The 25918-nt window shown below is 62.0% G+C and carries 26 protein-coding genes; 9 read left to right on the forward strand and 17 right to left on the reverse strand.

Features of this window, described 5'->3' with window-relative positions:
- Positions 1 to 80 precede the first annotated feature (80 nt).
- Complete coding sequence (locus tag GR197_RS01130; RefSeq protein ID WP_164006204.1) at positions 81 to 1157, forward strand: DUF2252 family protein; 1077 nt, start codon at positions 81 to 83, stop codon at positions 1155 to 1157.
- A 57-nt stretch (positions 1158 to 1214) separates the two neighbouring features.
- Here GR197_RS01130 and GR197_RS01135 read toward each other — a convergent pair whose 3' ends face one another.
- From GR197_RS01135 to GR197_RS01175, 9 genes are all read right to left on the reverse strand, one after another.
- Complete coding sequence (locus GR197_RS01135) at positions 1215 to 2294, reverse strand: DUF1513 domain-containing protein (RefSeq protein ID WP_164006205.1); 1080 nt, start codon at positions 2292 to 2294, stop codon at positions 1215 to 1217.
- A 4-nt stretch (positions 2295 to 2298) separates the two neighbouring features.
- Positions 2299 to 3402 carry an imelysin family protein gene (locus GR197_RS01140; RefSeq protein ID WP_164006206.1) on the reverse strand — a complete coding sequence of 368 codons (1104 nt, stop codon included), beginning with the start codon at positions 3400 to 3402 and terminating at the stop codon, positions 2299 to 2301.
- Entirely contained in the window at positions 3402 to 4940 is a 1539-nt protein-coding gene (locus GR197_RS01145; protein ID WP_164006207.1) for a di-heme oxidoredictase family protein, read from the reverse strand. The genes GR197_RS01140 and GR197_RS01145 overlap by 1 nt, the downstream gene beginning before the upstream one ends.
- 46 nt (positions 4941 to 4986) lie before the next feature.
- Positions 4987 to 6261, reverse strand: coding sequence for an imelysin family protein (locus GR197_RS01150; protein ID WP_164006208.1), 1275 nt, complete (start codon positions 6259 to 6261; stop codon positions 4987 to 4989).
- Positions 6262 to 6460: 199 nt separating this feature from the next.
- The gene (locus GR197_RS01155) at positions 6461 to 7750 is read right to left on the reverse strand and encodes an RsmB/NOP family class I SAM-dependent RNA methyltransferase (RefSeq protein WP_164006209.1); all 1290 of its coding nucleotides are present in this window, start codon (positions 7748 to 7750) and stop codon (positions 6461 to 6463) included.
- A 205-nt stretch (positions 7751 to 7955) separates the two neighbouring features.
- Positions 7956 to 8318: a septal ring lytic transglycosylase RlpA family protein gene (locus GR197_RS01160; RefSeq protein ID WP_164006210.1), complete on the reverse strand. Its 363-nt coding sequence runs from the start codon at positions 8316 to 8318 to the stop codon at positions 7956 to 7958.
- Positions 8319 to 8725: 407 nt separating this feature from the next.
- Positions 8726 to 9595 carry an SDR family oxidoreductase gene (locus GR197_RS01165; RefSeq protein ID WP_164006211.1) on the reverse strand — a complete coding sequence of 290 codons (870 nt, stop codon included), beginning with the start codon at positions 9593 to 9595 and terminating at the stop codon, positions 8726 to 8728.
- Positions 9595 to 10752 (reverse strand): tRNA epoxyqueuosine(34) reductase QueG, encoded by a 1158-nt coding sequence (queG, locus tag GR197_RS01170; protein ID WP_164006212.1) that lies wholly within the window; start codon positions 10750 to 10752, stop codon positions 9595 to 9597. Before queG ends, GR197_RS01165 begins: the two co-directional genes overlap by 1 nt.
- A gap of 12 nt (positions 10753 to 10764) precedes the next feature.
- Complete coding sequence (locus GR197_RS01175; RefSeq protein ID WP_164006213.1) at positions 10765 to 11457, reverse strand: glutathione S-transferase family protein; 693 nt, start codon at positions 11455 to 11457, stop codon at positions 10765 to 10767.
- 236 nt (positions 11458 to 11693) lie between these two features.
- Between GR197_RS01175 and GR197_RS01180 the strand changes: the two genes are divergently transcribed.
- The gene (locus GR197_RS01180; RefSeq protein ID WP_164006214.1) at positions 11694 to 12491 is read left to right on the forward strand and encodes an undecaprenyl-diphosphate phosphatase; all 798 of its coding nucleotides are present in this window, start codon (positions 11694 to 11696) and stop codon (positions 12489 to 12491) included.
- 672 nt (positions 12492 to 13163) lie between these two features.
- Here GR197_RS01180 and GR197_RS01185 read toward each other — a convergent pair.
- The 7 genes from GR197_RS01185 to dnaN all read right to left on the reverse strand — a co-directional run bounded on the left by GR197_RS01185 (position 13164) and on the right by dnaN (position 18671).
- Positions 13164 to 14144 carry a complex I NDUFA9 subunit family protein gene (locus GR197_RS01185; RefSeq protein WP_164006215.1) on the reverse strand — a complete coding sequence of 327 codons (981 nt, stop codon included), beginning with the start codon at positions 14142 to 14144 and terminating at the stop codon, positions 13164 to 13166.
- A 111-nt stretch (positions 14145 to 14255) separates the two neighbouring features.
- Entirely contained in the window at positions 14256 to 14543 is a 288-nt protein-coding gene (locus GR197_RS01190) for a DUF1330 domain-containing protein (protein WP_028758382.1), read from the reverse strand.
- Positions 14544 to 14571: 28 nt separating this feature from the next.
- Positions 14572 to 15279, reverse strand: coding sequence for an orotidine-5'-phosphate decarboxylase (pyrF, locus tag GR197_RS01195; RefSeq protein WP_164006216.1), 708 nt, complete (start codon positions 15277 to 15279; stop codon positions 14572 to 14574).
- Between the two features lie 6 nt (positions 15280 to 15285).
- The gene (locus GR197_RS01200; RefSeq protein ID WP_164006217.1) at positions 15286 to 15867 is read right to left on the reverse strand and encodes a histidine phosphatase family protein; all 582 of its coding nucleotides are present in this window, start codon (positions 15865 to 15867) and stop codon (positions 15286 to 15288) included.
- Positions 15867 to 16466 (reverse strand): phospholipid N-methyltransferase PmtA, encoded by a 600-nt coding sequence (pmtA, locus tag GR197_RS01205; protein ID WP_164006218.1) that lies wholly within the window; start codon positions 16464 to 16466, stop codon positions 15867 to 15869. Before pmtA ends, GR197_RS01200 begins: the two co-directional genes overlap by 1 nt.
- A 95-nt stretch (positions 16467 to 16561) precedes the next feature.
- Complete coding sequence (locus tag GR197_RS01210) at positions 16562 to 17473, reverse strand: DUF72 domain-containing protein (protein ID WP_164006219.1); 912 nt, start codon at positions 17471 to 17473, stop codon at positions 16562 to 16564.
- Between the two features lie 79 nt (positions 17474 to 17552).
- Positions 17553 to 18671, reverse strand: coding sequence for a DNA polymerase III subunit beta (dnaN, locus tag GR197_RS01215; RefSeq protein WP_164006220.1), 1119 nt, complete (start codon positions 18669 to 18671; stop codon positions 17553 to 17555).
- A 92-nt stretch (positions 18672 to 18763) separates the two neighbouring features.
- Between dnaN and GR197_RS01220 the strand changes: the two genes are divergently transcribed.
- From GR197_RS01220 to GR197_RS01235, 4 genes are all read left to right on the forward strand, one after another.
- The gene (locus tag GR197_RS01220) at positions 18764 to 18922 is read left to right on the forward strand and encodes a methyltransferase (protein WP_164006221.1); all 159 of its coding nucleotides are present in this window, start codon (positions 18764 to 18766) and stop codon (positions 18920 to 18922) included.
- Positions 18919 to 19836 (forward strand): 16S rRNA (cytidine(1402)-2'-O)-methyltransferase, encoded by a 918-nt coding sequence (rsmI, locus tag GR197_RS01225; protein ID WP_164006222.1) that lies wholly within the window; start codon positions 18919 to 18921, stop codon positions 19834 to 19836. The genes GR197_RS01220 and rsmI overlap by 4 nt, the downstream gene beginning before the upstream one ends.
- Positions 19826 to 20194, forward strand: a complete 369-nt coding sequence (locus GR197_RS01230; protein ID WP_164006223.1) for a YraN family protein — start codon at positions 19826 to 19828, stop codon at positions 20192 to 20194. Before rsmI ends, GR197_RS01230 begins: the two co-directional genes overlap by 11 nt.
- 116 nt (positions 20195 to 20310) lie before the next feature.
- Positions 20311 to 20814, forward strand: a complete 504-nt coding sequence (locus GR197_RS01235; protein ID WP_164006224.1) for a cupin domain-containing protein — start codon at positions 20311 to 20313, stop codon at positions 20812 to 20814.
- Between the two features lie 20 nt (positions 20815 to 20834).
- On the opposite strand, the gene GR197_RS01240 is transcribed toward GR197_RS01235, so the two are convergent.
- Positions 20835 to 21845: a LacI family DNA-binding transcriptional regulator gene (locus GR197_RS01240; protein ID WP_164006225.1), complete on the reverse strand. Its 1011-nt coding sequence runs from the start codon at positions 21843 to 21845 to the stop codon at positions 20835 to 20837.
- Positions 21846 to 22181: 336 nt separating this feature from the next.
- Here GR197_RS01240 and GR197_RS01245 point away from each other — a divergent pair, with 336 nt between their 5' ends.
- The 3 genes from GR197_RS01245 (at position 22182) to GR197_RS01255 (ending at position 25848) form a co-directional block, all read left to right on the forward strand.
- Positions 22182 to 23165 carry a sugar ABC transporter substrate-binding protein gene (locus GR197_RS01245; RefSeq protein WP_164006226.1) on the forward strand — a complete coding sequence of 328 codons (984 nt, stop codon included), beginning with the start codon at positions 22182 to 22184 and terminating at the stop codon, positions 23163 to 23165.
- Between the two features lie 156 nt (positions 23166 to 23321).
- Positions 23322 to 24842, forward strand: coding sequence for an ATP-binding cassette domain-containing protein (locus tag GR197_RS01250; RefSeq protein ID WP_164006227.1), 1521 nt, complete (start codon positions 23322 to 23324; stop codon positions 24840 to 24842).
- Positions 24826 to 25848, forward strand: coding sequence for an ABC transporter permease subunit (locus GR197_RS01255; protein ID WP_164006228.1), 1023 nt, complete (start codon positions 24826 to 24828; stop codon positions 25846 to 25848). Before GR197_RS01250 ends, GR197_RS01255 begins: the two co-directional genes overlap by 17 nt.
- Positions 25849 to 25918: the final 70 nt, after the last annotated feature.

Raw genomic sequence — 25918 nt, forward strand, 5'->3', positions numbered from 1 at the left:
GCCGGTGCGAAGACGATTGCAGCTTCGCGCCCAGCGCGTATTCTCCATCACAATGTCTCGAAATGAGGGAGCGCCGACGCATGACGACGATATCGCAATCGGTCCGGAATTTCGAGACCTGGCTGGCCGGCGAACTCGGGTCCGATCTCGTCGCGGACGATCTCCGGGAGAAGCACGAGAAGATGCGAAGCGGCGGCTTCGTCTTCCTGCGCGCCACCTATTGGCGCTGGTGCGAGACCATCCTCGATATCTGCCCGGAACTCGGCCGCGCGCCCGAGGTGCTGGCGATCGGCGATACCCATCTGGAGAATTTCGGCACCTGGCGTGATGGCGAGGGCCGGCTCGTCTGGGGCGTCAATGATTTCGACGATGCGGCGGTGATGCCCTATGCGCTGGATCTCGTTCGGCTTGCGGCCAGCGCCGTGCTGGCGCGTGGCGATGATGGCCCCTCGGTTCGGATGATCGGCGAATTGATCCTTGGCGGCTATCGCAGGGGCCTTGAAAATCCGCTGCCCGTCATCCTTGAGCGCGATCACAAATGGCTGCGCAAGGCGCTGATGCTGCCAAATTCCGAACGTCGGCAATTCTGGGAGAAGTATGAAATGCTGCTTCCCGGCAGCGAGCCTGCGCCCTCCGCCTATGTCAAGGCGCTCGCAGATGCACTGCCACCCGGCTCAGGCCCCTTCGTGGCGAAGCCGCGCAGCGGCGGCACCGGCAGCCTCGGCCGGCCGCGTTTCGTCGCCTATGCCGAATGGCAGGGCGGGCCGGTGCTGCGTGAGGCCAAGGCGCTGCTGCCGTCTGCCTGGTCGCTTCGCCACAGACCCCAGGACGTGGCGATCCATGCGGTCGAGATCGCCGACGGGCGGATGCGCTGCGTCGATCCACACTACCGGGTTTCCGGCCGCATCCTCGTGCGCCGGATCTCGCCGAACAGCTGCAAGATCGAAATCGACCGGCACCCCGAAATCCTGCTTTCGCCGACGATGCTCGAGCTGATGGGCTTCGAGATCGCCAATTGCCATTCCAACGATGCGGCAGCGGTCGCCGTGATCCTCCGCGATATCAAGGCACGGGGAAACGAATGGCTGCATGAGGCGGCAAGGGCCGCGGCATCGAGCATCAGCGCCGAGCAGAAGGCCTACGTGCGCGATGGTTGATGCATGTCGCCCTGATGTGCGCGGTTTTCGCGCAAGATCACGCTCTACGTCGCTGGTTCAGATCCGCACGATGTGCTGATCCCAGGCGACGTCGCTGCGGGTTGACAGGAAATCGCCATCATAGGAGGAGACCGCAAAGCCGCTTTTTGCCGGCGCGATGCCGGCCGCATCCGGAACGCTGGTCTCGGTCAGCACCTTGCCCGTCCTTGCGTCGAGTGTCACCGAGGCGCCGCCCTTCGGCGAGGTGATACCGACGAGGCCTTCGCTGCGATTGACGGCAATGGCTCCGACGTAATTGGCAAGCCTGCGCGTCGTCTGCTCCGGCAGGTCGATGAAGGTAAGATCCTCTCCCTTGGCAAAATGGCCGACGAGCGGCGGCAAATCCTTGCGGTGACCCTCGTACTGGCAGGCAAACCAGATGCGGCCCTTGTCGTCGAGATCGACGTGGCGGGTGGAGAGTTCTGCCCATTCCGCCGGCAGCGCATGTTTTTCCACCAGAGCACTGGTCGCGGCATCGATCAGCACCAGTGACGGCTGCATCTCTCCGAGATTGAGCTTGGTGCGGCCGAAATCCGGATGTGTCTCGATGCCGCCATTGGCGACGATCAGGAGACGTCCGTCGTCGGAGACCGTCATGTCGTGCGGGCCGATGCCGTAGGTCTCGAATTCGCCGATACGGGCGAAGCGGTCGGTGGCGTCGTAGAGGCCGATCATGCCACGATTGCCGTCGAAATCGTTCTCGCTGGCGTAGAGCAAACGACCATCGGGGGAAAAGGCGCCGTGGCCGTAGAAATGCCGGTCTTCCCGCGAGCTGATGACGATCGGTTCGCCCTTATTGCGGGGATCGAAAATCATCGCATAGGTGCCCGGCCGGCGGGCGAAGGCGACGGTCCTGCCGGTGACGGCGCTGAAGGCCATGCCGTGGGCCCGGGCGGGAAGCTTGACCTGGTCGATGACTTCGCCGCGCTCCGTCACGGTCGCGACAGCAAAGGAGCCGTCGGCCGCGCGAATGCCCGAGGCATAGACTGCGTCCGCCCGCTCCAGGGCCATCAGCGATTTCGGCGCCAAGGTGGCGAGGAAACCGAGCCCGGCCGCCTTGACGAAATAGCGTCGGTTGATCGCAGCGCTTCGCATCATTGGTTCAGTCCCCGTCCGAAAAGGAAAAGCCGGCCGAAAGGCCGATGGCGGCGCCATATTCGTCGCTGATCCGGGTGATCAGGTCGCGGCTCTCGGCCAGCAGCGTATCGAGCTTGGCCTTCTCCGCATCACTGGTGGCGACGTCGATGTCGGGATTGAGTTTCGGCACGCTGTCGAGCAGCGATTTGAAATCCTCGTCGATCGAGGCGGCGATCGGCTGTTTGTCCGGCGGCAGAAGCTCGGCCATGCCGGCCTTCTGCCAGAGCGTGCGTAGCCCCTCCAGATTGGCGGCCATCGATTTCCAGGTGTTTTTCGAGCGCCAGTAGATCGCCATGCGCGGGCGCGGCGCGGCATCCTTGCCCTTGTAGAATTGTTCGAGCCGCTGGTCGCGGAGGTTCTCCGCGCCGTGGACGAGAATGCCGAGCAGCGCGGTCACCGCTTCCTTGTTGTCCATGAAATCGTTGCTCTGCGGGCTTGGATGTTTCCAGCTCGCCTGCACGCCGTCGGGTTTTTCCCAGGCGGCGACGACTTCGCCGGCCTCACGCTGGATATTGCCGGCAACCGCCTGGCCGTAAAGGCAGCGAAAGCCGCCCTTCTGCTTGACGAGATCGTCGGCGCCATTGCCGTAAAGCACGTATTCCAGCGCCGTCAGGCCCTGCAGCGCAACGCTCTTGCCGGCGATCGCATCGACCGTCGCATCCTTCGGATCGGCCTTGGCGATCAGCGCCTGCACCTGCTTCAGGCCGACGCCTTTGCGGTCGGGGTAAAACAGGATGTGTTCGAAGAGATTGTCCTGGATGACGGGCCCGGTCTGGACGATCTCGATGATCGACCAGTAGCGGATCGTGTCGTCGAAGGTGGATTTGGCCTTGTCGAGCGTCTGCTGCGTGCCGTCGTCGCAGAGATCCTTCATCGCCGTCGTCAGCCGGGCGGCCGATTGCTGCATGTTGCGATAACCGGGGCGGATGACTTCGTCGACGGCGCGCTGCATGACGGCGGGAACGGCATCCTCGTTCAGCCCTGCCGGAGGAGTGGCGGCGGTCTGAGCGACCGCCGATGTGGCCAGGCCGATCAGAGTGAGGCAGAGCAGGGGGTGCCAAAGGCGCATCAAAGTGACTCCAGGAATGTAATCAGGGCCGCCCTGTCGTCTTTTGACAGGGAGGAGAAAGCGTTGCGGGCCTGTTCAGCTTCGCCGCCATGCCAGAGGATAGCCTCGGTGAGATCTCTCGCACGGCCGTCATGCAGGAAAAAGCTGTGTCCGCTGACAGTCCGGGTCAGTCCTATACCCCATAGCGGTGGTGTGCGCCATTCACGTCCGCTTGCAAGACCGACCTGCTGCCCGTCGGCAAGTCCGTTGCCCATATCGTGCAGAAGAAAGTCGGAATAGGGCCAGATCAGCTGGAAGGACTGCGCCTTGTCGGGCGAATCCCTACGGGTGACGAATTTCGGCACATGGCAGGAAATGCAGCCGCTGTCGTAGAAAATCTGCTTGCCCTTCAGCGTCTCGGGAAAGCTCGCCTTGCGGCGGGCCGGAACGGCAAGATTTTCGGAATAGAAGGTCACCAGGTCGAGAATGGGATCCGGCGCCTCTTGCTCCCCCAGCCGTTTCTGCACGCCCGTCGGCATATCAAGGCATTTTTTTTCCGCTTTGGTGCAATCGCCCTGCGCATTCGGCTGATCGGAAGTCGAGATACCGATATCGTTGGCAAAGGCATCGGCACTCTGGTCGCGCACCGTGGCGTTCTGCGCCTTCCAGCCGAACCGCCCGAGTGCAACCTTGCCGCTGCGGTGGTCACGCACGATCGCGGCCTTTCCCGAGATGCCGTCGCCGTCGGCATCGTTAGGGTCGGCATGGGCGATAATATCGGCCTCGGGAATAGCCTCGATCAGCCCAAGGCCGATCATCGCCGAGGCGACACGCGGCGAAATCGTCGTCGCCGGATCGAGCGGTCCATAGGCAAGGTTGGTCACCGCATAATGCGGCCGGCGCAGCGATACGGTCTCGCCGTCGCCGAGCGTCACCTTCTCTTCATCATAATTGATTGCCATCCGGCCTTCGGCGGCAAGGCCGGGAACGGCAAGGTCCTGCAACTGATGGCCATAAACCGGATCGGGGAAGTTGACGACTTCAGCTCCCGCGATCGCCTTTTCCTCATCAGGCGTTGCGGCTGCGCGGGAAAGCCGCAGCAGCATCGAGACAGCACTTGGGCCACCCTCCGGCGGTTTGCCGCGGCCGTCATTGACATGGCAGCTCATGCAGGAGCGGGCGTTGAAGAGCGGGCCTAGGCCATCGGAGGCCTGCGTCGAGGAGGGAGCGGAAACCCAGAGCTTGCGGAACAGCGCATTGCCCAGCCGGAAATTCTGCTCTTCCTCGAAGGGGATGTTGGCCGAAATATGCGAGAAGCTGTCTTCGGTGACCGGGTCGATCGATGTCGTCGCACCCGCCTGCATCGCCTCGTATTGCTCGGCCTTGGAAAAATCCCTGGTGGGGCGTGTCACGTCGGCGACGCGTTTCAGATCGGCTTCGGAGAGGTCGTTGCGTTTCGTCGGCAGATCGAAACCGGCGGCGATGGTTGCGGAAAAACCGGCAAGCGTGGCGCAAAGCGCTGCGCGGGCGATCAATCTGCGGGCCGGGGCATGCGACATTTCAGGGTTCGGGCCGCTCCGGTTTTCGAAGCGGCCCGCCTTTTGCTTATTTGAAGACGGCGTTAGGATTATCCAAGCTGTCGGAACCTTCAAGCTGAACCGTGCCGAGATCGAGTGCGGCAATAACGCGCTGTACCGATTTCGTCTGGTCGATCAGTCCGTCGATGGCGGCCTGGACGACGGCATTGCCTTCCTTGTTGCCTTCACCGATCATCTGGTCGTACTTCTCGACCGTCTCGCCGCGCTTCGCCATGGCATTCATCGCGTCGAGCGTCTTGTTGAGCTTGCCTTCCATCTCCGCATCGAGCGCCTTGTCCTTGGCGGCCACCAGATCATGCAGCGACGGGCCGCTGAGCTTGGTGCCGTTGACGCGGGTATAGTTGCCGGTATAGGCGGCGGCGATGCCGATCGCGTCGTTCAGATGCGAGTTATAGGTATTGTCGGAGAAGCAATCATGCTCTTCCTCGGGATCGTGCAGCAGCAGGCCGAGTTTCATGCGCTCGCCGGCAAGCTCGCCGTAGGAAAGCGAACCCATGCCCGTCAGGATCGCGACGAGACCGGCCTTCGGGTCGGCTTCGACATGCTTCGTCGCTGCCCCATCCGCCTTCCAATTGTCGGTCATTTCCTGCAGGTCGGACACCAGCAGGGTGGAGGCGGATTTCAGATATTCGGCGCGGCGGTCGCAATTGCCGTGCGTGCAATTCTTCAGGTCATAATCGGTCGCCGGGCGGTTGCCGGCGCCGGGTCCCGTGCCGTTCAGATCCTGGCCCCAGAGCAGGAATTCGATGGCGTGGTAGCCGGTGGCGACATTGGCTTCGATGCCGCCGGCCTCGGCGAGCGTGCCGGAGAGGAATTCCGGCGTCAGCTTGGAGGCGTCGACATCCTTGCCGTCGATCTTGATCGTCTTGTTGGCAATGACATTGGCCACATAGAGCGAATTTTCGTCGCTCTCGGTGCCATAGGAGGGATCGACATAGTCGATCAGGCCTTCATCGAGCGGCCATGCATTGACCTTGCCTTCCCAGTCGTCGACGATCGGATTGCCGAAACGATAGACTTCCGTCTGCTGGTAGGGCACGCGCGCCTTGATCCAGGCGTCCCTGGCTCCCTTCAGCGTCGCGTCATCAGGCGCCTTCAGGAAGGCGTCGATCGCGGTATCGAGTGCCTTTGCCGTCGTCAGCGCATCCTCGTATTTCGCATGTCCGACGTCGGCATAGTGTTTCACCACGGCCGCGGCATCGGTCTCGGCATGGGCGGGAAGAGCGAGCAGGGCGGCGGGGGCAATCGCCAGCACGGCTGCGCGGAATGTATTGAGCTTCATGGACCTCTCCTGTGACGGATATCCGTCTAATCGGGCTCCGTCTCTTCGCCCAAAAGCAAACTTGTGTCAAATGCTCTAGTTTGGAATAATTTTAAGGACGGAGAGGGGCTGCAAACTCACCTGTTTTGAAAGGCACCCCCGGAAAATCCGCTAATGCTGCGCCGTTTCGCCGCGGCGTCGCGATGTTCAACAGGCCGCCTCAGGCCTTCCGCTGCATGCGGCAGAAGAAGAAACCGTCAGTATCGGTGGAGGCCGGCGTCAGCGTCACCGTCAGGCCGTCGGACGAGCGCGGGCGCGGCGCAGCCTTGCCGAACAGGCCATCCCAGGCGGGCAGGGCGCTGACGATCTGAAAATCAGGGTGGTCAGCCGTGAAGCGGCGCACCTGCTCCTCGTTTTCCTGGGGCAGCACCGAGCAGGTGACGTAGATCAGCTCACCGCCTGGCTTGACGAAGCTGCTTGCCTGTCTCAGCGCGTCCTGCTGCTGGGTGGTGCGCTCGTCGAGATTCTTCGCCGTCAGCCGCCATTTCGTATCGGGGCGGCGGCGCCATGTGCCGGTGCCGGTGCAGGGCGCATCGACCAGCACCTTGTCGCAACGCCCGGCAAGACTGGAAAGCGCTCTGGCGTCGTCATGCACCTGGACATTGCGCGTGCCCGCCCGCTTCAGCCGCTCGATGATCGGCGCCAGCCTTTTGCGGTCGGCGTCATAGGCGTGAACCTGTCCCTTGTTCTGCATGGCGGCCGCCATGGCGAGCGTCTTGCCGCCGCCGCCGGCGCAATAGTCGAGAACCTGATCGCCTTCATGGGCGAGCACCAGGTCGGCGACGATCTGCGATCCCTCGTCCTGAACTTCGAACCAGCCCTTTTGGAACGAAAGCTCGGCCGTCACGTTGGGTAGACGCGAAGCGCCTTCGCCGGCAGCAATCCGGATGCCGTAGCGAGCTATCTTCGCCGCCTGCGCGCCGGCCCTTTCGAGCGCCTTGACGGCCTTGTCGCGGGAAGACTTCAGGATATTGGCGCGCAGATCGAGCGTCGGGCGGGCGGCAAGCGCCTCTGCCTCGGCCAGCCAGCTGGCGCCGAAAGCTTGTTCGAAGGAGGATTGGACCCATTCGGGAATATCGCTGCGGATATGCGGCGGCGCATCGTCGAGCGAGCGGCTTGCAAACGCCGCGGCGGCATCGGCGTTCAGCGGCGCCGGCGCAAATTTGTCGTCCGCCAGATCGGCGGCAAGGCTGTCTGGTGTGAAACCCCATTGGCGGAACATGACGGCGTGGGCGATGGCTGCAGCGCTGTCGTCATCCATCAGCCAGGCATGGGAAAGCCGCATGCGCAGCGCGTCATAGACGATGTTGCCGATGGCGGCACGATCGCCGGAGCCGGCGAAACGATGCGCGAGGCCCCAGTCCTTCAGCGCGTCGGCGACGGGCCGCTTGCGGGCATCGATATCCGCGAGCACAGAAATCGCCCCTTCGAGGCGGCCGCCCAATCGCATTCAAAGTCTCCTAATTGCCATGGCCTGGGATCGATCCGCACGGGCGCCACAGGCGCGGGGCGGAATGTCCACAAGTCTCAACCGCGTGGTAACCGCGATTGACGGCAAGAGCAAGCGCTGCTGACGGCGCAGCTGGTTGTCAGGCCGTACGCCTCAGCTGATCAACTCGGCTGTCAGCCTTAGCTGATCACCTCGGCTGTCAGCTTTAGCTGATCACCTGGTAGCAGACCTTCGCCGTGCCGGAACTCACCATGCCGATATTCTGGGCGGCGGCACGCGACAGGTCGAGCACCCGGCCGCGGATGAACGGACCGCGATCGTTGATGCGAACGACGACGGTGCGGCCATTGTTGCGGTTGGTGACCTTCACCTTGGTGCCGAAGGCAAGCGAACGATGTGCGGCAGTCAAGACGGCAGGGTTCATACGTTCCCCGGAAGCAGTTTTGGAGTGAAGTGCGTACCATGAAGCACCGCCGCAACCATCTCCAGCAGAACTCTCCGCCGGAAGCAGGCAAGAGCAGGCTGCAATAGTTACGGCAGCGATAATAGAACGACGTATTTTCTTCAAAACAGAGTATCCCTCAACTATTGAACGCAACGCCTCTGCAGGCGGCGGGGCTTAAATCTGTGAAAAAGTGGCGAAAAAGTGCCGCGGCCGATCACGGAATATTACTATCTGTAACATTCGTGAGCGCAATGGCGGAATTTCGCAAACAGGCTGCGATCACCTCGCCGGAAAAAACACAATGAAATCAGTTAAAATACGAACGAATTTTCCAGGAGAATGGTTAACATCCCGGCGTTCACAAAAATCGCAAAAATTTTTTTCCGGCTTTGCCATATTTGTTGCCACATTTGCGCAAATTTAAAGGCCGTTAACCATAATAAACGGCGAAAATTGTCCCGCCAAATGGGGAAAGTAGGAATTTCCTACTCATTTCGGGTGATGATATTGGTCACATCAAGCGGCCGGCCCTAACCCCGCCAGCGTCCGTCTCGCCATAATTGCGCAAGCGACATCGGATAGGTCGGGAAGGAGAATTCGAAGCCGGCGGCCTTCAGTTTCGCATTGGAAACCCGTTTGTTCTCGCCGTAAAACGAGCGCGCCATCGGTGACAGTTCGGCGGTTTCGAAGGCCTGCTCCGGTGGTGGTTCGACGCCCATCAGCCGCGCCGCCTCGACGATCACATCCTGCGGCGGGCCGGGCCGGTCGTCGGTGACATTATAGATGCCGCCGAGGCCACGATCCGACAGGAAGCGGGTCGCCGCACCGATATCCTCGACGCGGATACGATTGAACACCTGGTCCTTCTTGATCAGCCGCCGCGCCGTGCCCTTGTCCAGATTGCAGAAGGCATTGCGTCCCGGCCCATAGATGCCGGAAAGCCGAAGCACCGCGGCCGGTACGCCGCGCTCCCGGCCCATCGCCAGCCAGCCCTCTTCCGCCTCGAGCCGCTCCTTCGACCGCCCGGAAACCGGAACGCACGGCGTTTCCTCATTGATCCAGGCCCCCTTATGATCGCCATAGACGCCGACCGTGGAGAGATAACCGATCCATTCGAGCCTGGGCGGCAGGCTTACGCGGCCCTCGCCGAGCAGCCGCAGCAGCGGGTCACCCGCCCCGGGCGCGATCGACTGCACGAGATGGGTGACATCAGCCAGCGCCCGGCGCAACGCGTCATCAAGGGTTTCGCCGTCGAAAAGGAAGGCGTCGACGCCGTTTTGCCGGAGCGCCTCCATCTTGTCGGCCGAGCGTGTGGTGCCGGAAATGCGCACGCCGTTATCGGCGAAGGCTTTGGCGATCGCCGTGCCCGAATAGCCGCAGCCAAAGACCATCACATGCATCAGCCCACTCCCGCCAGCCGCCATTCGTTCAGCACGTCGTCATCACTCTCATCTGTCATTTGTGCAGCAAAGACCGAGAATTCGCCAGCCGCCATCAGCCGCGACAGCGCCCAGACCGCCATGCCGCGCACCACTGGCGCGGCATCGCCGGCAAGCAGGCGACATTGGCCGACAAGCGCCGTCTCGCCGGAATTGCCGGCGGCGATCAGCACATTGCGGATAAAGCGGTCGCGGCCGACCCGCTTCACCGGCGAGCCGCTGAAGAAGGTTCGAAAGGTGGCATCGTCGAGCGTCAGCAGAAAGGCGATCGTCGGCTCACGCAGATCTTCCCGTGCCTTCAGCTTCATCTCGGAGGCGGAGCTTGCGAACTTGTTCCACGGGCAGGCGGCCAGACAGTCGTCGCAGCCATAGATGCGATTGCCGATCAGTGGCCGCAAATCGGGGTCGATCGGCCCCTTGTGCTCGATGGTGAGATAGGAGATGCAGCGCCGCGCATCGATCTGGTAAGGCGCCGGGAAGGCAGCCGTCGGGCAAGCATCGAGGCAGGCGCGGCAGGAGCCGCAATGATCGGTCTCCCCAGCATCGACGGCAAGATCGGCGGTGGTGAACATCGTGCCGAGGAACAGCCAGGAACCGTGTATGCGGCTGACGAGATTGGTGTGTTTGCCCTGCCAGCCGAGGCCGGCCGCCGCCGCCAGCGGCTTTTCCATCACAGGGGCGGTATCGACGAAGACTTTCACATCAGCGCCGGCGCGCGCCGCAAAACGCGTGGCGATCTCCTTCAGCCGGCCCTTGATGATGTCGTGATAATCGCGGTTACGGGCATAGACGGAGATCGCTGCTTTGTCCGGCTTGTCGAGAATGCCGCGCGGATCTTCCTCGGGGGTGTAATTGAGGCCGAAGACGACGACGGATCGCACCTCGCTCCAGAGTGTGCGGGGATCGCCGCGCCGTTCGCGTGTTTCCGCCATCCACGCCATCGTCCCGTGCCGCCCGGCATCGATGAACTCGCCGAGACGCTCTTTTGCATGCGGGATCGCGTCGGGCCGGGTGATGCGACAGAGATCGAAGCCCTTGGCGGCAGATTCCGCCCGCACGAAGGCGGTCAAATTGTCGCGGCGGCGGCGCTCTTTGTCATCTCTCTCGGCTTCGGGCATGAACAGCCCTCGTCAGAAATCCAGATCGGCATAGTGCGAAACCGGCGTCAGCCCGCGCACCCGTTCGGTCAGCATCGGCCGGAAGGAAGGGCGCGACTTCAGCCGCTGGTACCAGTCCTTGACGAGGGGCGCATCCGCCCAGTCGATCTCGCCGAGATAGTCGAGGATCGAAATCGACGCCGCGGCGGCAAGGTCGGCATAGCTCATCCGCTCGCCCGCCAGCCACTGGCGCGAGCCGGCAAGCCAGGTAAGATAGCGCATATGCTGGCGGATATTCGCGCGGGCCGTGCGCAAAACCTTCGAATCCGGCGCTCCGCCGCCCTGATCGGCGGTCATCTGCAACTTGTAGACACGCTCGCGAGCGAGCGGCTTGGTCACGTCGTTTTCCATCTTCTGCAGGAACCATTCGCTCAGCCGGCGGATCTCCGCCCGCTGGAACGGGTCCTCGGCGAGCAGCCGCCGATCGCGTTTCAACACGCCGTGCGTCTCGTCCAGGTACTCGGAAATGACGGTCGCGCCGCAGAGCGCACGCATGCTGTCGTCGACATAAACAGGCAGCGTGCCGGCCGGGTTGAGCGCCAGGAAATCCCGGCGCTTCTCCCATGTCTGCTCCTCGATCAGATCGGCCTGATAGCCGTATTCGGCCAGGATCAGCCGGACGAAGCGGGATGCGGATGACATGGGATGATGATAAAGCGTGGGCATCGATACTCGGGCTTTATGATTGCTGTTACAGGACTGTGTGGCAGCTCAGTTATAGCGCCCTAGTCATGACTCATTGGTTGAAGCTATAGGAGTTTGGCCCGGCCAATACAAGCGAATCGGCCTTCATGCCATCTGACGAGGGACAAAACACGCTTCTTGCGTATGAGGATAGCGGCCGCGCCTGATCGGCTCAAGCGCGGCTCAAGTCTGACCGACCTTTAAACCGGAGACAATTTATGGACTATATCAATGCTGCCATTCTCGGTGTCATCGAGGGGATCACCGAGTTTCTGCCGATCTCGAGCACCGGCCATCTCATCATTGCGGAGCAATGGCTCGGCCACCGGTCGGACATGTTCAACATCGTCATTCAGGCGGGCGCTATCCTCGCCGTCACCATCATTTACTGGCGTCGCCTGCTGGATTTGGTGCTGGGCTGGCGGGTGCCTGAGAATCGCGATTACGCCGCCAAACTGATCGTCGCCTTCCTCATCACCGCAATTCTCGGACTGATCGTCAAGAAGCTCGGCTTCGAATTGCCGGAGACCGCAACGCCGATCGCCTGGGCGCTCATCATCGGCGGTATCTGGATGATCTTTGCCGAATGGGCCGCGGCGCGCAAAGCTCCCCATAAGGAGATCACCTGGCTTGTCGCCATCCTGGTCGGCATCGCCCAGATCGTTGCCGGCGTCTTCCCGGGAACCTCGCGCTCCGGCGCCACGATTTTCGTCGCCATGCTCGCCGGTACCGGCAACCGCGCCGCAGCGACCGAATTCGCCTTTCTCGTCGGCATCCCCACCATGTATGCCGCCAGCGGCTATGAGCTGTTGAAGACCTTCAAGGATGGCGGCGCGGCAAACGAAGACTGGACGGCGCTCGGCATCGCCTTCGTCGTCTCCACGGTCGTCGCTTTCATCGCCGTCAAATGGCTGCTGGCCTATATCAGAAGCAACCGCTTTACGCTGTTTGCCGTCTACCGCATCATTCTCGGTGTCTTGCTGCTCGGCATGGCGGCAACCGGCCTGATCGCCTGAGACATTCCCACCGCATCGCATTCGCGCAACCCGCGCGGATGCAAATGCCCTGTCGGGCTTGGCGATCGGACACCCGATTGCCGGCAGCCGCCGATTTTCCAGATAGCAATGTTGAAAGAGTAAGCGCCGCTGTTTTTAAAGCCGGCAAGACCGACCGTTTATTGGGAGCGTCCTGCTTCAGACGCTCCGGCCGCCGCTTGTCTTTGTGAGGCCGGCATCGAGGCGCGGCCTTCTCTTCAATGGCTGATCGAAGCCGTCGAGCAAGGATCGACGCCGTAGGCCGGCGAGCAATCACCCTTTACCGCCGCGACAGAACCTGGCGCCACAAACGAGCCTGCCAGGATAATTAGCGCCGCACACGCAAAAAGGAGCGCGATTGACTTGCCCATCGAGAATTGCCTTTCACAGTGATTGCCGCACGCGATCCCGGGCGTTGAGTCCGTTGGAAGACGCGCGGGTTTGGTAGTCAGTGGAATGGCAAATAGCAATAAACGTTCCTGCTAAATTTGGCGTTAATTCCACAAAATTCCCGATGCGTCTTTTATGCAACTGCACTTGGTATGGCCGGCACAACAACATTTCAAACTTGTGCCAGCTTTGCTTGAGCCGGCAAAACAAAACGCCGTCCGCGTTATGCGCGAACGGCGTCGTTCCGAAGGTTCGAAAAATTGGTCAGGCGGCCTTGCCGGTGCCCGTGTACTGGCCGTGCGGCCGATAATGCACGAGATAGGAGTCGAGCACCGACGCTGCCATGGTCGGCGTGATGCCGAGGCCCTTCAGGGTGCGGCCTTCCGCCTCGGCTGCTGCGGAGACGATGTTGTCGTGCTTCAGCATGCGCACCTGGTCCGGCGTGATCGGCGGCGTCACGAAGGGGATCAGCGAAGCGATGCTGCCGATCAGTGAAGCGACGCTAAAGGGCAGGGAGACCAGCGGGTTCTTGCGGCACGTCACCTTCAGCATTGTCTCGAGACATTCGCGGAAGCTCAAGACCTCAGGCCCGCCAAGCTCATAGATCTTGCCGCCTGCGACTTTGCCGTCGACGGCGCGAGCAACAGCCTCGGCGATATCCTCGACATAGACCGGCTGGAATTTCGTCTTGCCGCCGCCGACCAAGGGCAGGACGGGCGACATGCGGGCCATATCGGCAAACTTGTTGAAGAAGCTGTCCTCCGGACCGAAGACGATCGACGGACGCAGGATCACCGCATCGGGCTTGATGGAGAGGATGGCGGTTTCGGCACGGCCCTTGGTGCGGCCATAACCTGATTCCGAATTCGCATTGGCGCCGATCGCCGAAATATGGGTGAGCGTGGCGCCTGCGCCGCGCGCCGCTTCGGCAACCGCGCGTGCGCCGAATTCCTGCACGGCGTCGAAGGTGTTGCGGCCGGTCTCGTGCAGAATGCCGACGCAATTGACGACATGGCTTGCACCGTCGACGGCGCGGTCGATTGAACTGCGATAGCGCAGGTTCGCCTGCACGAAGGAGATCTGGCCGACATTGCCGAGCGGCTGCAGGAAACCGGCGAGATCGGGACGGCGCACGGCGACGCGGATATTATAACCGCGCTTGGCGAGCGCCCGGACCACGTGCCTGCCCACAAAGCCGGACCCTCCAAACACGGTGACGAGCGGCGGCAGGTTGGCAAGGGTCATGGCAGGCTCCTCGAAAGGCTTGGCGGGATGCTGTATCGGCTCCGTCTTAGCCCAATCCCGGCGCGACGGGAAGGCCTATCGCGCCCACAGTTTTTGCGGATGTGAACCCGTTCAGACGCCCTCGACGACGACCATTTCCGCATCAGCCACTTCCTGGCGGATTTTCGCGGCGATCTGGTATTCCGGCGAATTATAACAGTCGACGGCATGCTGCAGCGAGGGAAATTCGATCACCACGTTGCGCACCCGCGCCTTGCCCTCGAGTTCGGTGAAGGCACCGCCGCGCGCCAGGAAGTTCGCGCCGTATTTTTCGAAGGCGGGCTTGGCCGCCGCCACGTAATCCTTGTAGCGCTCGGCATCGCGAACATCGACGCGGGCGATCCAATATCCCTTGGCCATGATCTTCTCCCTTTCGTGTTGGTTTCTGTCAGCGGTTTGCCGGCCAGAGCGCGCCGACCATTTCGTTGAGCACTGCGCGGGCGGCATGCCGGGGATCGGGCGCCTTGACGATCGGCCGGGCAACGACGAGATGGGTGGCGCCCGCCTTCAGCGCGTCGAACGGCGTCATCACCCGCTTCTGGTCGCCGTGGTCGCTGCCCGTCGGGCGAATGCCGGGGGTGACGATCGCCATGTCGGGTCCGACGATCTCGCGCACCTCGGCCGCCTCAGCCGCCGAGCAGACGATGCCGCCCATGCCGGCAGCGCGTGCCTGTCCGGCGCGGCGCAGCACCAGGCTGTGCGGATCCTGGCTATAGCCGGCATCGGCAAGGTCTTCGGCATCCATCGAGGTCAGCACGGTGACGCCGAGCAGGCAAAGGCCGGACCCGGCCGCCGCCTCGACTGCCGCCCTCATCGCTTTGGGATAGGCATGCAGCGTCAGCATCGACATGCCCATCTTGGCGATATTCTCGACGCCCGAGGCAACGGTGTTGTCGATGTCGAGCAGCTTCATGTCGAGAAAGATCTTCTTGCCGCTTGCGGCAAGGTCGCGGGCGAATTCCAGGCCGCCGGCAAAGGCCAGCTGATAGCCGATCTTATAGAAGAGAATGTCGTCGCCGAGCGTGGAAACCAGCTTTTCCGCCTCGCCGATCGTTGGAACATCCAGGCCGACGATCAGCCGCTCGCGTGCGTCCATTTCAAGTCACCCCCGCCAGTCTTCGATGGGTGTCCAGTCGCATGTCAGGGCCAGATCCGCAAGGCCGAAAGCATAGAGGTTGCCGCCGCCGGCCGGCTGGTCGCGGTCGCGGCCGATCGGCCTGCCGGCGAGATGGCATTTCAGCAGCGTGCCGACGCCGCCATGACCGACGAAGGCGATCGGCGCTGTCCCATCATGCGTGGCCAGAACCGTCTTCACCGCCGTAACGATGCGGGCTTGCGCGTCTGCGGCGCGTTCCCAGCCTTTGAAGCTCTCTTCCGGATGGGCGAAGAACCAGTTGGCCGCTTCCTCGAATTGCGGCGGCGGCAGAAAGCCGGTGGCCGAACGGTCGTTTTCATGCATGCCGTGGACGATCTCGATCGTCACGCCGGAGGCTTCCGCCAGAATTTCGGCCGTTTCGATCGCCTTCGTCTCGTCGCTGGAGATGATGCGTCGCAATTGCCGCGCCCAGCCGCTCTCGGCTGCCTTGCGGGCACGCGCCGCGCCGACATCCGAAAGCCCCCATTTCGGCACCGGCACGTTGGCATCGATCTTGACTTGCGGATGGGTGATATAGAGCCCGAACATCAGCCGCGCCGGTAGATCCAGAGCTGCGCCGGCGGAATGTTGCGCATGACGAAGTCGAAATGCTGAATATGGTAGCGGTCGGGATTGGCGGCGATCGGCGAGATCGCACCATAGGAAATCTGCACCACCGGCCGGCCCGGAGGCAGGCGGTCGAGCAGGCTTTCGAGCAGCGACACGCGCATCGCCATCGGGAAGTTCAGAAGCGGAATGCACGAGATGACGCAATCGAACGTCCCATCGCCGAAAGCGCCAAGTGTGGCCTGAAGGTCGAAAGCATCGCCGTTGATGAAGTGCACGCCGGGATAGGCGCGCTGCAGATGCTGATGAAAATCCGTCGAATATTCGATCGCGACCAGATTGTCCGGCTTCACACCGCGACCGAGAATGGCCTTGGTGATGGCGCCGGTGCCGGGTCCGAGTTCGAGCACCGGCAGGCCGGAATGCATGTCGATGACGCTTGCCATGCGCTTGGCGGTAATCGAAGAGGTCGGCACGATCGACCCAACCGTCTTCGGCCCCTGCATCATGCCCCGGAAGAAGCGGATTTCGTCGTCGAACTTCTTGCCCAGCCGTTCCTTCACATTGACCCGTAAGCGCATTCTCCACCCATCCGCACGTTGATCGAATGCCTTAATATGCTGCTTGTCGCTGCCGGGACAAGGATTTTCGCAACAAGGACATCGGCATCAACAGCTCATGCGGCTTTCGGCGCCGAACGCGGCATGAGATCGGCAAGCCGTTCGCTCAGATGATCGGCGTCGATGGGCGCGCGCAGCTTCTTGTCGGTATTGTCGAAATAGAGATAAACGTCGCGGCCCGTGTTGCGCGTTGTAAGCGGCGCCAGCACCCGCGTCGCATTCTTCGGTTCCCCGCCGGTTGCCCAGCAACGGATCCGGTCTGCCCATAGGTCGAGTGCCTCGTCCTCATAGCCGCTGACATAGAGTTGTTCGGAACCATGCAGGCGGCAATAGACGAAATCGGCGGTGACATCCATCAGCAGCGGCCATTCCACGGTGTCGGCGCAGACGAGGGCGACATTATGTCGCCGGAGCATCTCGATGAAAGCGGCAGAGCGGAAGCTGTCGTGGCGGATTTCGAGCGCGTGGCGGATCGGCTGATGGCCGTCGCTTCGAAGCCAGGCCCGGCCCTTGACGTGCCCGTCATGCCGCCTAGCGAGTGCTGTCGCCGCATCGCGGTCCTGCGGCAGCAGCGTCAGGAAATTTTCGAAAAGATCGGGATCAAAGGCCATGTTCGGCGGGAATTGCCAGAGGATCGGCCCGAGCTTCGGGCCAAGCCGCAAAAGGCCGGAAGCAAGGAAATTAGCGAGCGCCGTCTCGATCTCGCGCAGCCGCAGCATATGGGTGATGAAGCGCGGCCCTTTGACCGCGAAGACGAAATCAGCGGGCGTTTCGTCGCGCCAGCGGCCGAAGCTTTCGGAACGCTGCAGACTGTAAAAAGTGCCGTTGATCTCGATCGACGGGAAGTGTCGGGCGGCGTAGGAGAGCTCCTGCTTCTGCGGCAGATCCTCCGGGTAGAATTGGCCGCGCCAGGGCGCGTAGGTCCAGCCGGACACGCCGATGCGTACCATTCCCGTCTTTGTCATCATCGCATCCTCCGTTTTCAGAGGAGGAGCAATCCTCCGCTTCGATAGGAGGAAAAACGGTGACGGGCGGCCTTCGTTCCCGTCAGACGCGCATCGGCATCAGCACGTAGAGCGCATCGTCGCCCGCCGTGTCGCGGATCAGCGTCGGCGAGCCGGCATCGGCCAGCAGGAAGATCGCTTCTTCGCCGGAAAGCTGCGCGGTAATGTCGAGCAGGTACTTGGCATTGAAGCCGATTTCCATCGCATCCGTGTCGTAGCCGACGGCGACTTCTTCTGTCGCACTGCCGGAATCCGGATTGTTGACGGTCAGCATCAGCTGCCCTTCGGACAGCGCCAGCTTCACGGCGCGGCCGCGCTCGGAGGAAATGGTCGAGACGCGGTCGACGGCCTGGGCGAAGGTCGTGCAGTCGACGCGCATTTCCTTGTCGTTGCCGGTCGGGATGACCCGCTGGTAGTCCGGGAAGGTGCCGTCGATCAGCTTCGAGGTCATAACGATTGAGCCGATCGTCATGCGGATCTTGGCGTCGGAGACCTCGACCGTCACCATCACCTCGGGATTGTCGACCAGCTTCTGCAACTCGCCGACCGTCTTTCGCGGAATGATGATGCCGGGCATGCCTTCGGAGCCGGAGGGCGCATCGACATCGGCGCGCGCTAGCCGGTGGCCGTCGGTGGCAACCGCCCTGAGCTTCAGGTCGCCCTTGCTCTCGATCGTGTGGAAGAAGATGCCGTTGAGATAATAGCGGGTCTCCTCAGTGGAGATCGCGAACTGCGTGCGGTCGATCAGCATCTTCAAATCGGCCGCCTTCAGCTTGAAGGAATGCGTGAAGGTGCCGGCGGTCAGATCCGGGAAGTCCGATTGCGGCAGGCACTGCAGCGAGAATTTCGAGCGGCCGGACTGCACGGTCATCGAGCCGCCGTCGGCGCTGGTCGCCAGCAGCACTTCCGATCCGTCGGAAAGCTTGCGCACGATATCGTAGAGAAGATGGGCGGGAACGGTGGTGGCGCCTGATTGTTCGACGTTTGCCGGCGTCGCCTCGGTAATCTCCAGGTCGAGGTCGGTCGCCTTCATGTCGAGGTTCTGGCCATCGGCCTTCAGCAATACGTTGGACAGGATCGGGATCGTGTTGCGACGTTCGACCACGCGGTGCACGTGGTTCAGCGATTTCAACAGGTTTGACCGCTCAATAGTAATACGCATGGGATGCTACCGCTTTCGACCGTGACTGTCCGGGCGCATCGAGCACCCGAAGAATGCTTTCCCGGCCTGGGCCGGGGGAGTGGACGGGCAAAATGGCAGACTTCAGCATCGGTTTGCAAGAGGCATGCAGAGCCAAGCGCCTGCATTTGCGGTTTTCCAGCGCAATGCGCACAGAAATCCGAACCCTTGCCGAAGCCGTGCCGCTCGCCCATAAAGGCGCGATGACGGCGGGACGAAAGCAAATGGCATGAATGAGGAAACGACAGAGCAGGCCGCCAGCCGGCGAAGCTTCCGCCTGCACAATATGGCGGTGCCGGCGCGGCCGCTGGAGCTGGCGCTTTATCTGGTCGCCACTCCGATCGGCAATCTCGGCGATATCACGCTGCGCGCGCTGGAAACGCTGGCCGGCGCCGATGTGCTTGCCTGCGAGGATACGCGTGTCACCCGCGTGCTGCTCGACCGCTACGGCATCCAGAACCGCCCCTTCGCCTATCACGAATACAATGCCGACGAGGCCGGCCCCCGGCTCATCCAGGCGCTGGAGGCCGGCCGCTCGGTGGCGCTGGTGTCGGATGCCGGCACGCCGCTGGTCTCCGATCCCGGTTATCGGCTGGCGCAGCAGGCGATCACGGCAGGTTACCGCGTCATTCCCATTCCCGGCGCCTCGGCCCCGCTTGCAGCCCTTGTCGGCTCCGGCCTGCCCAACGATGCCTTTCTGTTTGCCGGTTTCCTGCCGGTCAAGGATAAGGCCCGCCGCGATCGTCTTGGCGAATTTGCCGCAGCCCCGGCAACGCTGATCTTTTTTGAATCGCCCCATCGCATCGGCGCCACGCTTCTCGCCGCCGCCGATGTGCTGGGCGGCACCCGGCCCGCCTCCGTCTGCCGCGAACTGACCAAGACTTTTGAGGAATTCCGCCGCGGCACGCTTGGCGAGCTTGCCGCGCATTATCAGCAGGTGGAAAACGTCAAGGGCGAGATCGTCCTCGTCGTCGGCCCGCCGGAGCCTGTGGAAACGCCGGAGGCCGATGTCGAAGCGGTGCTGGCCGATCTCGTCAAGACCATGCCGACGGCCAAGGCCGCGACCGAGGCGGCCCGTCTCACCGGCCTGCCGCGCAAGGTGCTTTACCAGCGCCTGCTGGAGCTGAAGGGCGCCGATGGGCGATAACGAGCGCACCGCCATCCGAAGGAAGGCGCTACGCCGGGGCCTGATGTCGGAATATGTCGCCGCCGTTTTTTTGATGCTGAAGGGTTACCGCATCCTGGCGCTGCGCCACCGCACCCGGCTCGGCGAGATCGATATTATCGCCCGCAAGGGCGATCTCGCCGTCTTCGTCGAGGTCAAGGCCCGCCATGGCGAGGCCGCAGCCGTCGACGCCGTCTCTGTCTTTGCGCAAAAACGAATAAGAGCGGCAAGCGATCTCTGGCTCGCCCGCCAGGCGGATCAGGCCCGTCTTTCCCAGCGCTATGATATCGTCGCGGTCACGCCCGGCCGGCTGCCGCGGCACTTTCCGGACGCTTTCTAGCCCGCTTTTTCAAGATCGCTTGCCCAATCGTTAAACTTTTAGTCCCGGCGTGAACCAGCTTCTTACGACTTTCTGCTACCCAGATCTCGGTAGGGATAACAATTGGGGGTTGTTTCATGGCTTGGAAGCTGATGCTTGCAAGTGCGGTCGCCATGGCCGCGCGCTCGGTGCCTTATGCCGTGGCGAAGCCGGCGGGGAAATCTTTCGTCGCCCATGCAAGCGACCTGCTGCCGCTGAAGCCTTCGCCGATCAATCCGGACTGGATCGTCAGCGGCAACCCGCAGGCCCGCACCGCCGAACATTCCCGCGGCCATGACGAGGCCTCGCTGACGGCGATCTGGGACTGCACATCAGGCGAATTCCGCTGGTATTTCGGTTGGGACGAGACCGTGATGATCCTCGAAGGCGAGGTCCACATCACCGCCGAGGACGGCACCGAACGAACGCTCTGCGCCGGCGACGTCGCCTTTTTCGCCGGCGGAACCTGGGCAAGCTGGCGCGTCGACAACTATGTCCGCAAGGTCGCCTTCCTGCGCAAACCCTTTCCGAAGCCCTTGGCGATCGCCTATCGTCTCCGCAACATGCTGCGCAATGGCGGCAATCAGGGCATCGCCGCCTGAAAAGCGCGGCCAATCATGTGCTAATCCGGCTGGGGCGGGGCGGTGGTTTCGCCGTTTAGAACCTCGCATGCAAACAGGATCGGATTGTCGAGTTCGGGCGCGGTCTGCTTGTTCAACAGAACGGCGACCGCGGCGGCGGCCACGTCCTGAATCGGCTGCTTCACCGTCGTCAGCCGCGGCGTCGTCATGCTGGCGAGCGGGATACCGTCGAAGCCCATGATCGAAAGCGCGGCAGGGATCGGGATTCCGAGATCATGGGCGGCCCGCATGCAGCCGATTGCCTGCTGGTCCGAACTTGCAAAGATCGCCGTCGGCCGCTCGTTGCGGGCCCGGGCCAAAAGGTAATTTCCCGCCGAACGACCGCTCTCATAGTCGAAAGCCGCCTCGGCAATCAGGGGCGGCCCTGCCATTTTCGCGCCGCCGTCCATCTGCTCCAATGCGTCGAGATAACCCATCAGGCGATCATTGGCGGGGACGGAATGCCCAGGCCCCGAGATGAAGCCGATGCGGCGATGCCCGAGCCTGACAAGATGCTCGACACCAAGGCGAACGCCGTTGCGGTGATCGGCGGCAATGCCGGAATATCCCGGCATCAGACGGTCGACGACGACGATCGGCAATCCCTTCGGCAGCTTGATCGTATGGAAATCATTGCTCGGAACAAGGATGATGCCGTCGACCTTGCGGCTCGTCAGCTGCCGGATGCGATCGGCTTCCTTGGCGGCATGATCCAGCGAGGTCATGACGATGATATTGTAGCCGTGATTGGCCGCCGCTTGTTCCGCCGATTGCACAAGCTCCGAGAAGAACGGATTGGTCAGATCCGGAATGACGATGCCGATCAGGCGGCTGACCTTGCTGCGCATGCTTCGCGCCGACGGGTCGGGCATATAGCCGAGGTCTTTGATGATCCCGGTGACGCGCGCCCGCAACTCCTTGGTCACCGAGGGATGATCGTTCAAAACCCTGGAAACGGTGCCGGTGGAAACTCCCGCAAGCGTGGCAACCTCTCTAATCCCGACCTTTGACATGACAGAAACAGTTGCCCTTCTTCTTCGCCTTCGCAAGACGCCCGGGGGCGCCTGACTGCGACTTCCAGCTAATGGTCTTTGCTGCCCCAGTCAAAGGGCTGCACGTCAGTCATCATGGTCGTCTCTTCTAGCATGAAGGCGGTGCGCCACTCAATGGAACCGGTTCATCATACAGGTGACCAAAGAGGTGAATATTGCCGCTTCTTTGAGCTGTCTGCCTCATCGAAGGCATCTTGACAATTCCTGGGGGCGTGTTACCCAGTTCGCGTTGGAAACGGTTCATTTGCCGCGGGCAACTCAGATGGAGCTGAGCCCAGAGCCGTTCGGGAGGAAAATATGTCCAATTCTAAGCGTCAATCCGTCTTGATCAATGCACCGCGCCGTGCGGCCCTGAAGCTCGGCCTTGCCGGCAGCTTGGTGCTGGCGCTGTCTTGCAGCGTGTCGCCTGCCTTTGCGGCCGAGAAGCCGAAGGTCGGCCTGATCATGAAGTCCTTGTCGAATGAGTTCTTCAAGCAGATGAAGGCCGGCGCCGACAAATATGCGGCCGAGAACAAGGATAAGTTCGACTTCAAAGCCGTCGGTATGAAGGACGAGCGTGACTTCGCCTCGCAGGTCGACGCCGTCGAGAACTTCGTCACCCAGAAATACGATATCATCGTCGTAGCACCGGCCGATTCCAAGGCGATGGCAACGCCGCTGGCAAAGGCGGTCAAGGCCGGCGTCAAGGTCATCAACATCGACGTGCCGCTCGATGCCGATGCCAAGAAGAAGGCCGGTATCGATCTGGCTTTCTTCGGTCCTGACAACAAGGAAGGCGCAAAGCTTGCCGGCGATGCGCTTGCCAAGGACCTCGGACCGGGCGCCAAGGTGGTTATCCTCGAGGGCAACCCCGAGGCCGACAATGGCAAGGAGCGCAAGGAAGGCTTCATGGGTTCCATCAAAACCGGCAAGCTTGAGCTTCTCGACAGCAAGACCGCCCATTGGGAGACTGAGGAAGCCAACACCGTCATGACCAATTTCCTGACGAAATATAAGGATATCAATGGCGTCATGGCCGCCAACGACTCCATGGCCCTCGGCGTCGTCAAGGCTCTCGATGCGGCCGGCCAGGCCGGCAAGATCAAGGTCGTCGGCTTCGACAACATTCCGCCCGTTCAGCCGCTGATCAAGGATGGCAAGATGCTCGCCACCGTCGAACAGTATGGCGCGCAGATGGCCGTCATGGGCATCGACTATGGCATGCGGGAACTTGCCGGCGAAAAATTCACCGGCTGGGTCAAGACCGACGTCAAGCTGGTCACGGCAGCCGATCTGAAATAATCGGGATTACCGACAACACGACAATGAGGCGCCGGCTTGCTGCCGGCGCCAACGACTCCCACCGATCGACGCGTTGATCGCTCCGGACGAGGCTTGCTTGCGAGCCTCCCCGATGCGCCCCTCGTGGAGAATCGCCTAATCGTGCATGAGGTCGACGTGTCAGACGCAGCAGATGACGACATCCTGAGACTGGAAGGGATCGGCAAGCGCTTCCCCGGCGTCGTGGCGCTCAAGGATGTCTCGATGCGGATCGGCCGCGGCAAGGGACACGTTCTTCTCGGTGAAAACGGGGCCGGAAAGTCGACGCTGATCAATCTGCTCGGCGGCGTCTTCAGGCCGGATGACGGCCACATCCTGTTTGACGGCAAGCCCTACCATCCCTCCTCGCCGCTGGAGGCGTTCAAGGCCGGCATCCGTGTCATTCACCAGGAACTGCATCCCCTCTCCAACCTGACGGTTGCCGAAAATCTGCTGTTTGAGCATCTGCCGCGCCGATACGGCCTGGTGAACTATAAGGCGATGAACGCCAGGGCGGCCGAGCTCCTCGAAGAGGTCGGCCTATACGTCGCCCCGACGACGCTGGCAAGCAGCCTCAGCGTTGCGCAGCTTCAGTTGGTCGAGATCGCCAAGGCGCTTTGCTACGAAAGCAAGCTTCTCGTTCTCGATGAACCGACGGCGACCCTGACCTCCAAGGAGGTCGATCGCCTGTTCGAAATCCTGAAGCGTCTGAAGGGCCGCGGCGTCACCACGCTTTATATCTCGCATCGGCTGGAGGAGATCTTCGACGTCGGTGACGATGTGACGGTGCTGCGCGACGGCCAGCATGTGATCACCCGTCCGCTGGCAGGGCTTGGTATCCCTGACATCGTCGAGCTGATGGTCGGGCGCAAGCTTTCCGATCACGGCATCTTCAAAGGCGACAGCATCGTATCTGGCGAAGCGCTCGGCGTTTCCGGCCTGAAGGTGACGCGCAACAGCCCGGAACTGTCATTTTCTGTGGCAAAGGGCGAAATCGTCGGCATTGCCGGCCTTGTCGGCAGCGGCCGCACCGAGGCGGTTCGGGCTCTCTTCGGCGCCGACGTCAAGGCATCAGGCGAAATCCGCCTGAATGGCCAGCCGGTCGAAATCAATTCGCCGAGGGATGCCGTTGCCGCCGGGCTTTGCCTGGCGACCGAAGACCGCAAGATGCAGGGCCTGATGCTCGACATGAGCTGCGCCCAAAACGCCACGATTACCGACCTCGCCAAGATCTCCCGCAACGGCCTGATCAACGGCAAAGCGGAGGATGATCACGCCCAGCGCCTGGTGCGCGAGCTGCGGATCAAGACCCCCTCCATTCATCAGGCCGTCAGGACCTTTTCCGGCGGCAATCAGCAAAAGGTGGTCATCGCCAAATGGCTGTTCCGCGGCCCCAAGGTGCTGATCTTCGATGAGCCGACCCGCGGCATCGACGTTGGCGCCAAGGCCGAAATTTATGAGCTGCTGTGGAAATTTGCCGCCGAAGGAAAAGGCGTGTTGGTGGTATCTTCGGATCTGCCGGAACTGATGGGCATTTGCCACCGCATCATCGTTTTCTCCGACGGCAAGATATCCGGCGAAATCGCGCGCGAACAATTTGACGAGAGCAGGATCCTGTCGCTCGCCTACAAGGAGTACAGTCGTGTCCGCCAACATTGAAAAACAGACCGAGGCAAAAGAGGCGCGCTTCTGGGACAAGCTGATCAGGATCTCGATGAAGGAGGCGGGCGTCGCCATCGCCCTCATCCTGATCCTGGCGTTTTTCTCGGCGACTGCGCCCTATTTCGCCACGCCTGAGAATTTCCTGAAGATCTTCGTGCAGATCGCCATCAACACCGTCCTTGCTGCCGGCATGACCTTCGTCATCCTGGTCGGCGGCATCGACCTGTCGGTCGGATCGCTGCTTGCCCTTTGCACGGTGATCGGCGCCACGATCATGATCAATCCGGCCTTTTCGCCGTGGCAGGCGATCATTCTCGCATGTCTGGCGTCGATGGGCACCGGCGCTGTGCTTGGCGCCGTCAACGGCTGGATCTGCGAGAAGTGGAAGCTTCCCTCCTTCATCGTCACCCTTGGCATGCTCAACGTCGCCAGCGGCCTGGCCCGCGTCGTCAGCGATAACTCCACGATCACCGGCCTGCCGCAGCCTTTCGTCGATTTCGGCAACCTGATCTTCTGGGGCATACTCCCGTCGATCTTTCTGATTGCGGTCGCCGTCGTCCTCATCGGCTGGTTCGTGCTGCGTTATACCGTCTTCGGCCGCTTCGTCTTCGCCATCGGCACCAATGAAGAGGCTGTCCGGCTCTCGGGACACCAGCCGAAAAAATACAAGATCGCGGTCTTCACCATCTCAGGGCTGACCGCCGGCATCGCCGCCATGGTCTATCTGCTCCGCCTCAATGTCGGCAGCCCGGTTGCCGGCATCGGTTATGAGCTGAATGCCATCGCCGCCGTCATCATCGGCGGCACCAGCCTCTCGGGCGGCAAAGGCTCGATCATCGGCACGCTGGTCGGCGCCTGCATTCTGCAGGTGCTGTCGACCGGATTGCAGCTGCTGGGCGCCGACGACAATATCAAGCCGATCGTCATCGGCGCCGTCATCGTCCTTGCCGTCATCCTCGACAGCTATCGCGGCCGATTGATGCGGATCCTCGAAACCCGGTAATTGGGTAGCGCCGGAAACCCTGATTGGCCGTTGCATCTGATATCTCTCCGACCTACATCTGTCCGGCATT

It is taken from the genome of Rhizobium phaseoli, assembly GCF_010668805.1.
Classification (GTDB): domain Bacteria; phylum Pseudomonadota; class Alphaproteobacteria; order Rhizobiales; family Rhizobiaceae; genus Rhizobium; species Rhizobium phaseoli_A.